The following is an 8583-nucleotide window of genomic DNA, read 5'->3' on the forward strand; positions in this document are numbered from 1 at the left end:
CTGGTTGGGTGAAAGATGGTTCAACTTGGTACTACCTAAATGCAAGTAATGGAGATATGAAGATAGGCTGGTTCCAGGTCAATGGCAAATGGTACTATGCTTACAACTCAGGTGCTTTGGCAGTGAATACGACCGTAGATGGCTATTCTGTCAATTATAATGGCGAATGGGTTCAATAATGAAAGAGGCGATTGTGAATGGAAACAATCGCTTTTTTTGTGAAAATATAATAAAATAGATAGGAAAGAATAAATACTTGTATGAAAATAAGACGTTCTTTTCGTCTAGTAAAAGGAAAAAATGACAAAAAAAGTTGGTGTCGGTCAGGCACATAGTAAGATAATTTTAATAGGGGAGCATGCGGTCGTTTACGGTTATCCGGCCATTTCCCTGCCTCTTTTGGAGGTGGAGGTGACTTGTAAGGTAGTTCCTGCTGAAAGTCCTTGGCGTCTTTATGAGGAGGATACCTTGTCCATGGCGGTTTATGCTTCGCTGGAGTATTTGGATATCAAAGAATCCTGCATTCGCTGTGAGATTGACTCGGCTATCCCTGAGAAGCGGGGAATGGGTTCGTCAGCGGCTATCAGCATAGCGGCCATTCGTGCGGTTTTTGACTACTATCAGGCAGAACTGCCTCATGATGTACTAGAAATATTGGTCAATCGGGCGGAGATGATTGCACATATGAATCCTAGTGGTTTGGATGCTAAGACCTGTCTTAGTGACCAACCTATTCGCTTTATTAAGAATGTAGGATTTACAGAGCTTGAGATGGATCTATCAGCCTATTTAGTGATTGCAGATACGGGCGTTTATGGTCACACTCGTGAAGCCATCCAAGTGGTTCAAAGCAAGGGCAAGGATGCCTTACCGTTTTTGCATGCCTTGGGAGAATTAACTCGGCAGGCAGAAGAAGCGATTTCACGAAAAGATGCTGAAGGGCTGGGACAAATCCTTAGTCAAGCGCATTTGCATTTAAAAGAAATTGGTGTTAGTAGTCCTGAGGCAGATTCTTTGGTTGAAACGGCTCTTAAACATGGAGCTCTGGGTGCCAAGATGAGCGGTGGTGGGCTTGGAGGCTGTATCATAGCCTTGGCACCCAATTTGCCACACGCACAAGAACTAGCAGAAAGATTAGAAGAGAAAGGAGCTGTTCAGATATGGATAGAGAGCCTGTAACAGTACGTTCCTACGCAAATATTGCTATTATCAAATATTGGGGAAAGAAAAAAGAAAAAGAGATGGTGCCTGCTACTAGCAGTATCTCTCTGACCTTGGAAAATATGTATACGGAGACGACCTTGTCGCCTTTACCAACGGATGCGACTGCTGATGCATTTTATATCAATGGTCAGTTACAAAATGAGGTTGAGCATGCCAAGATGAGCAAGATTATTGACCGCTACCGTCCAGATGGTGATGGCTTTGTTCGTATTGATACTCAAAACAATATGCCTACCGCAGCGGGCTTGTCTTCAAGTTCTAGTGGTTTATCCGCCTTAGTTAAGGCTTGCAATGCTTATTTCAAGCTTGGCTTGGATAGAAGTCAGTTGGCACAGGAGGCTAAGTTTGCCTCAGGTTCTTCCTCTCGGAGTTTTTATGGACCGCTAGGTGCCTGGGACAAGGATAGCGGGGAAATTTACCTTGTAGAGACAGACTTGAAACTAGCTATGATTATGTTGGTGCTAGAGGATAAGAAAAAACCAATCTCTAGCCGTGACGGGATGAAACTTTGTGTGGAAACCTCGACGACCTTTGATGACTGGGTGCGTCAGTCTGAGAAGGATTATCAGGATATGCTGGTTTATCTCAAAGAGAACGACTTTGCTAAGGTTGGGGAATTAACGGAGAAAAATGCCCTGGCTATGCACGCTACGACCAAAACAGCATCACCAGCCTTTTCTTATCTGACGGATGCAAGCTATGAAGCAATGGACTTTGTCCGCCAGCTTCGTGAGCAAGGGGAAGCCTGCTACTTTACTATGGATGCTGGTCCCAATGTCAAGGTTCTCTGTCAAGAGAAAGACTTGGAGCATTTATCAGAAATCTTCGGTCAACGTTATCGCTTGATTGTGTCAAAAACAAAGGATTTGAGTCAAGATGATTGCTGTTAAAACTTGCGGAAAACTCTATTGGGCAGGTGAATATGCTATTTTAGAGCCAGGGCAGTTGGCCTTGATAAAGGCCATTCCTATCTATATGAAGGGAGAGATTGCTTTTTCTGATAGTTATCGTATCTATTCGGATCTGTTTGATTTTGCAGTGGATTTGACACCAAATCCTGACTATAGCTTGATTCAAGAAACGATTGCTTTAGTGGAAGATTTCCTCGCCAATCGTGGGCAGACCTTGCGACCTTTTTCTTTGGAAATCCGAGGAAAAATGGAAAGAGAAGGGAAAAAGTTTGGTTTAGGTTCTAGCGGTAGCGTCGTTGTCTTGGTCATCAAGGCTCTGCTAGCTCTATATAATCTTTCGGTTGATCAGGATCTCTTGTTCAAGCTGGCCAGTGCTGTCTTGCTTAAGCGCGGAGACAATGGTTCTATGGGGGACATTGCCTGTATTGTGGCAGAGGATTTGGTTCTCTACCAGTCATTTGATCGCCAAAAGGTAGCAGATTGGTTGAAAGAAGAAAATTTGGCGACAGTTTTGGAACGTGATTGGGGATTTTCAATTTCACAAGTGCGACCAGCCCTAGAATGTGATTTCTTAGTGGGATGGACCAAGGAAGTGGCTGTATCGAGTCACATGGTTCAACAAATCAAGCAAAATATCAATCAGAATTTTTTAAGTTCCTCAAAAGAAACGGTGGTTTCTTTGGTAGAAGCCTTGGAGCAGGGGGAATCAGAAATAATTATCGAGCAAGTAGAAGGAGCCAGTAAGCTCTTAGAAAGCTTGAGTGCAGATATTTACACACCTTCACTTAGACAGTTGAAAGAAGCCAGTCAAGATTTGCAGGCTGTTGCCAAGAGTAGCGGCGCTGGTGGTGGTGATTGTGGTATTGCCTTGAGTTTTGATGAGCAATCAACTGAAACCCTAAAAAACCGTTGGGCCGATCTGGGGATTGAGCTCTTATACCAAGAAAGGATGGGACATGACGACAAATCGTAAGGATGAGCACATCCGCTATGCCCTTGAGCAGAAAAGTTCCTACAACAGCTTTGATGAGGTGGAGTTGATTCATTCTTCCTTGCCTCTTTACGACCTGGATGAAATCGATCTGTCGACAGAGTTTGCTGGTCGAAAGTGGGATTTTCCTTTCTATATCAATGCCATGACGGGTGGGAGTGAAAAAGGTAAAGAAATCAATCAAAAACTAGCTCAGGTGGCGGACGCCTGTGGGATTTTGTTTGTGACGGGATCTTATAGCGCAGCCCTCAAAGATTCAACAGATGACTCTTTTTCTGTCAAGTCTAGTCATCCAAATCTCCTCCTTGGAACCAATATTGGATTGGACAAGCCTGTCGAATTAGGTCTTCAGACTGTAGATGAGATGACCCCTCTTCTCCTGCAAGTGCATGTCAATGTCATGCAGGAATTACTCATGCCTGAGGGAGAAAGGAAGTTCAGATGCTGGCAATCGAATCTGGCAGACTATAGTAAGCAAATCCCCGTTCCGATTGTCCTCAAGGAAGTGGGCTTTGGAATGGATGTGAAGACCATCGAAAGAGCCTATGAATTGGGTGTTCGTACAGTGGATCTATCAGGTCGTGGTGGTACCAGCTTTGCCTATATTGAAAACCGTCGCAGTGGTCAGCGTGATTATCTCAATCAATGGGGCCAGTCTACCATGCAAGCCCTTCTCAATGCCCAAGACTGGAAAGATAAGGTCGAACTTTTGGTTAGCGGAGGTGTTCGCAATCCGCTGGATATGATTAAGTGTTTGGTCTTTGGCGCAAAGGCTGTAGGGCTGTCACGAACCGTTCTGGAATTGGTTGAAACCTATTCAGTTGAAGAGGTGATTGGCATTGTCCAAGGCTGGAAAGCAGATCTGCGTTTGATTATGTGCGCCCTTAACTGTGCTACCATAGCAGATCTGCAAAGCGTAGATTACATTCTTTATGGAAAATTAAAAGAAGCAAATGATCAGATGAAAAAGGCGTAACCACCGCCTTTTTTCCATCTTCAGACCGAGGTGACTTTTTCCAATTGTGATAAAATAGAAGGGAGAGGATGAACCTATGAGAAAATTTAAAATCTTTTTATTTATCGAAGCCTGTCTTTTGACGGGAGCTCTGATTTTGATGGTTTCAGAGCATTTTTCGCGTTTTCTGCTGATTCTATTCCTCTTTTTGCTTTTGATTCGCTATTACACTGGTAAAGAGGGCAATAACCTTCTTTTGGTGGTGGCAACCATTCTCTTCTTTTTCATCGTCATGCTCAATCCTTTTGTGATTCTAGCTATTTTTGTTGCGGTTATATACAGTCTATTTCTTCTTTACCCGATGATGAATCAGGAAAAAGATCAGACCAATTTGGTGTTTGAAGATGTGGTGACGGTTAAGAAGGAGAAAAATCGTTGGTTTGGTAATCTCCATCATTTTTCAAGTTACCAGACTTGCCAGTTTGATGATATCAATCTTTTTCGCCTCATGGGTAAAGACACTATTCATCTGGAGAGGGTAATCCTAACCAATCACGATAATGTCATTATCCTCAGAAAGATGGTAGGTACGACCAAAATCATTGTGCCCGTAGATGTAGAAGTTAGTCTCAGTGTTAACTGTCTCTATGGGGATTTGACTTTTTTTAATCATCCAAAGCGAGCTCTACGTAATGAACACTATCATCAAGAAACGAGAGATTATCTCAAGAGTAACAAGAGCGTCAAGATTCTCTTGACCACTATGATTGGCGATGTGGAGGTGGTCAGAGGATGAAAAAACAAGCTTATGTAATCATTGCCCTCACCTCTTTCCTGTTTGTCTTATTTCTGTCCCACAGCTTATTGGAAATTCTTGATTTTGACTGGTCTATTTTCCTGCATGATGTCGAAAAAACAGAAAAATTTGTTTTTTTGTTGTTGGTGTTCAGTATGTCCATGACCTGTCTCTTAGCCCTGTTTTGGCGAGGTGTCGAAGAGCTTTTTCTAAGAAAAATGCAGGCCAATCTCAAGCGTTTATTGGCAGGGCAAGAAGTGGTTCAGGTTTCAGATCCAGATTTGAATGCCAGTTTCAAGTCCTTGTCAGGGAAACTTAATCTCTTGACAGAGGCTCTTCAAAAAGCTGAAAATCACAGTCTTGCTCAGGAAGAGGAAATCATCGAGAAGGAACGGAAGCGGATTGCTCGGGATTTGCACGATACAGTCAGTCAGGAGTTGTTTGCGGCTCACATGATTTTATCGGGTATCAGTCAGCAGTCTTTGAAATTGGATAGAGAAAAGATGCAGACCCAGTTGCAGAGTGTCACAGCTATTTTAGAAACAGCCCAGAAGGATTTACGGGTCTTGCTCTTGCATTTGCGACCAGTTGAACTGGAGCAGAAGAGTCTGGTTGAAGGGATTCAGATTATCCTAAAAGAGCTTGAGGACAAGAGTGATCTCAAGGTTAGTCTCAAGCAGAATGTGTCTAAATTGCCCAAGAAGATTGAAGAACATATCTTCCGCATTTTGCAGGAGTTGATTAGCAATGCCCTCCGCCATGCCCAGGCCTCCTGTTTGGATGTCTATCTCTATCAGACGGATCTTGAATTGCAACTGAAGGTGGTGGACAATGGGATTGGTTTCCAGCTGGGGAGTTTTGACGACTTGAGTTATGGACTGCGAAACATCAAGGAACGGGTTGAAGATATGGCAGGTACGGTTCAGCTTTTGACAGCTCCCAAGCAAGGTTTGGCAGTTGATATCCGTATTCCCTTGCTCGATAAGGAATCATAAAGGAGTAAAGATGAGAATTTTACTAGTAGATGACCATGAAATGGTCCGATTGGGCTTGAAAAGCTACTTTGACCTCCAAGACGATGTAGAAGTTGTAGGCGAGGCGGCAAATGGGGCTCAAGGAATTGACTTGGCCTTGGAACTGCGTCCAGATGTCATTGTCATGGATATCGTCATGCCTGAGATGAATGGGATTGATGCGACCTTGGCTATCCTCAAAGAATGGCCTGAAGCCAAGATTTTGATTGTGACTTCTTATCTAGATAATGAAAAAATCATGCCAGTCTTGAATGCTGGTGCTAGGGGATATATGCTCAAGACTTCTAGTGCAGACGAACTACTCCATGCTGTTCGTAAGGTGGCTGCTGGCGAGTTGGCCATTGAGCAAGAGGTCAGCAAGAAGGTCGAATACCACCGCAATCACATAGAACTACATGAGGACTTGACTGCGCGTGAGCGAGATGTTCTCCAACTCATCGCCAAGGGCTACGAAAATCAGCGTATCGCAGATGAACTTTTTATCTCTCTCAAGACGGTCAAGACCCATGTGTCCAATATCCTAGCCAAACTTGAGGTCAGCGATCGTACCCAGGCTGCAGTCTATGCCTTTCAGCACCACTTGGTGGGGCGTGAGGAGTTTTAGATGAGTCTAACAGATTTACTTGTTGAGCTAGAAGCAGCAAAAGATTCAAAAAAGGCAGGGCCCATGGAAGCCTATATGCGCCATCAGTTTTTCTTCCTAGGTATAGCGGCTCCTGAAAGAAATGCACTCTATAAAAAATACTTTCCAAAAGCGAAAAAAACAAAGATTATAGACTGGAATTTTGTAGATACTTGCTGGAGAAAGGAGCCTAGAGAATACCAATATGTGGCTGCTAATTATTTGAAAGCAATGCAGTCTTATCTAACGGAGAACGATTTACCTAAGCTTGAGCGGTTAGTCGTCACAAAATCCTGGTGGGATACCGTAGATATCCTAGATTGAGTAGTAGGGAGTTTGGTGTATGACCACCCTGAACTAGAAGAAATAATCTTAAAATGGAGCCTATCAGATAATATCTGGCTGAGACGTGTCGCTATTGACCACCAGCTGTTAAGAAAAGAGAAGACCAATATTCAATTAATGGAAAAGATTCTGCTTCATAATTTGAACCAAACAGAATTCTTTATCAATAAAGCCATTGGTTGGGCTCTAAGAGACTACTCCAAAACCAATCCAACTTGGGTAGCAGGCTTCATTGAGAAAAACAAGGAAAGAATGGCTGACCTTAGTATCAAAGAAGCAAGCAAGTACCTCTAGAGTGATTGAAGAGCGCATTCATTACTTGAAAAAAGTCGCCCATTTATGTTATAATAGACTGTATTTAAAAAATTTTAAGGAGAAATGACAGAATGTCTGTATCATTTGAAAACAAAGAAACAAACCGTGGTGTCTTGACTTTCACTATCTCTCAAGACCAAATCAAACCAGAATTGGACCGTGTCTTCAACTCAGTGAAGAAATCTCTTAATGTTCCAGGTTTCCGTAAAGGTCACCTTCCACGCCCTATCTTCGACAAAAAATTTGGTGAAGAGTCACTTTACCAAGACGTTATGAACGCTCTTTTGCCAAATGCTTATGAAGCAGCTGTAAAAGAAGCTGGTCTTGAAGTCGTTGCTCAACCAAAAATTGACGTCACTTCAATGGAAAAAGGTCAAGACTGGGTTATCACTGCTGAAGTTGTTACAAAACCTGAAGTAAAATTGGGTGACTACAAAAACCTTGAAGTATCAGTTGATGTAGAAAAAGAAGTAACTGACGCTGACGTTGAAGAGCGTATCGAACGCGAACGCAACAACTTGGCTGAATTGGTTATCAAAGAAGCTGCTGCTGAAAACGGCGACACTGTTGTCATCGACTTCGTTGGTTCTATTGACGGTGTTGAATTTGATGGCGGAAAAGGTGAAAACTTCTCACTTGGACTTGGTTCAGGTCAATTCATCCCAGGTTTCGAAGACCAATTGGTAGGTCACTCAGCTGGTGAAACTGTTGATGTTATCGTAACATTCCCAGAAGACTACCAAGCAGAAGACCTTGCAGGTAAAGAAGCTAAATTCGTAACAACTATCCACGAAGTAAAAGCTAAAGAAGTTCCAGCTCTTGACGATGAGCTTGCAAAAGACATCGACGAAGAAGTTGAAACACTTGCTGAATTGAAAGAAAAATACCGCAAGGAATTGGCTGCTGCTAAAGAAGAAGCTTACAAAGATGCCGTTGAAGGTGCAGCAATCGATAAAGCTGTAGAAAACGCTGAAATCGTAGAACTTCCAGAAGAAATGATTCACGAAGAAGTTCACCGTTCAGTAAACGAATTCCTTGGAAACTTGCAACGTCAAGGTATCAACCCTGATATGTACTTCCAAATCACTGGAACTACTCAAGAAGATCTTCACAAACAATACGAGGGAGAAGCTGAGTCACGAACTAAGACTAACCTTGTTATCGAAGCAGTTGCCAAAGCTGAAGGATTTGATGCTTCAGAAGAAGAAATCCAAAAAGAAATCGAGCAATTGGCAACAGACTACAACATGGAAGTTGCTCAAGTACAAAGCTTGCTTTCAGCTGATATGTTAAAACACGACATCACAATCAAAAAAGCTGTTGAATTGATTACAAGCACAGCAACAGTTAAATAATCTAATACTCTTCGAAAATCAAATTCAAACCACGT

At 42.7% G+C, this 8583-nt stretch carries 8 protein-coding genes and 2 pseudogenes; all 10 read left to right on the forward strand.

The window, feature by feature from the left end:
- Positions 1 to 179, forward strand: a pseudogene (locus tag HMPREF2613_RS06875) (N-acetylmuramoyl-L-alanine amidase family protein); the annotation flags it as partial.
- A 121-nt stretch (positions 180 to 300) separates the two neighbouring features.
- Positions 301 to 1179 carry a mevalonate kinase gene (gene mvk / locus HMPREF2613_RS06880; protein ID WP_070479831.1) on the forward strand — a complete coding sequence of 293 codons (879 nt, stop codon included), beginning with the start codon at positions 301 to 303 and terminating at the stop codon, positions 1177 to 1179.
- Positions 1161 to 2114 (forward strand): diphosphomevalonate decarboxylase, encoded by a 954-nt coding sequence (gene mvaD, locus HMPREF2613_RS06885; RefSeq protein WP_033686440.1) that lies wholly within the window; start codon positions 1161 to 1163, stop codon positions 2112 to 2114. Before mvk ends, mvaD begins: the two co-directional genes overlap by 19 nt.
- On the forward strand, positions 2101 to 3108 hold the full coding sequence (locus HMPREF2613_RS06890; protein WP_033686442.1) for a phosphomevalonate kinase: 1008 nt from the start codon (positions 2101 to 2103) through the stop codon (positions 3106 to 3108). The genes mvaD and HMPREF2613_RS06890 overlap by 14 nt, the downstream gene beginning before the upstream one ends.
- The gene (gene fni / locus HMPREF2613_RS06895) at positions 3092 to 4102 is read left to right on the forward strand and encodes a type 2 isopentenyl-diphosphate Delta-isomerase (protein ID WP_070479832.1); all 1011 of its coding nucleotides are present in this window, start codon (positions 3092 to 3094) and stop codon (positions 4100 to 4102) included. Before HMPREF2613_RS06890 ends, fni begins: the two co-directional genes overlap by 17 nt.
- A gap of 76 nt (positions 4103 to 4178) precedes the next feature.
- Positions 4179 to 4877: a cell wall-active antibiotics response protein LiaF gene (liaF, locus tag HMPREF2613_RS06900; protein WP_070479833.1), complete on the forward strand. Its 699-nt coding sequence runs from the start codon at positions 4179 to 4181 to the stop codon at positions 4875 to 4877.
- Entirely contained in the window at positions 4874 to 5872 is a 999-nt protein-coding gene (locus HMPREF2613_RS06905; protein ID WP_070479834.1) for an envelope stress sensor histidine kinase LiaS, read from the forward strand. Before liaF ends, HMPREF2613_RS06905 begins: the two co-directional genes overlap by 4 nt.
- A gap of 10 nt (positions 5873 to 5882) precedes the next feature.
- Positions 5883 to 6515 carry a response regulator transcription factor gene (locus HMPREF2613_RS06910; RefSeq protein ID WP_070479835.1) on the forward strand — a complete coding sequence of 211 codons (633 nt, stop codon included), beginning with the start codon at positions 5883 to 5885 and terminating at the stop codon, positions 6513 to 6515.
- Positions 6516 to 7172: pseudogene (locus HMPREF2613_RS11580) on the forward strand (DNA alkylation repair protein).
- A 92-nt stretch (positions 7173 to 7264) separates the two neighbouring features.
- Positions 7265 to 8548: a trigger factor gene (gene tig, locus HMPREF2613_RS06920; RefSeq protein WP_070479836.1), complete on the forward strand. Its 1284-nt coding sequence runs from the start codon at positions 7265 to 7267 to the stop codon at positions 8546 to 8548.
- Positions 8549 to 8583 lie beyond the last annotated feature (35 nt).

This window comes from Streptococcus sp. HMSC070B10, assembly GCF_001808665.1.
In the GTDB taxonomy this organism is placed as follows: Bacteria; Bacillota; Bacilli; order Lactobacillales; family Streptococcaceae; genus Streptococcus.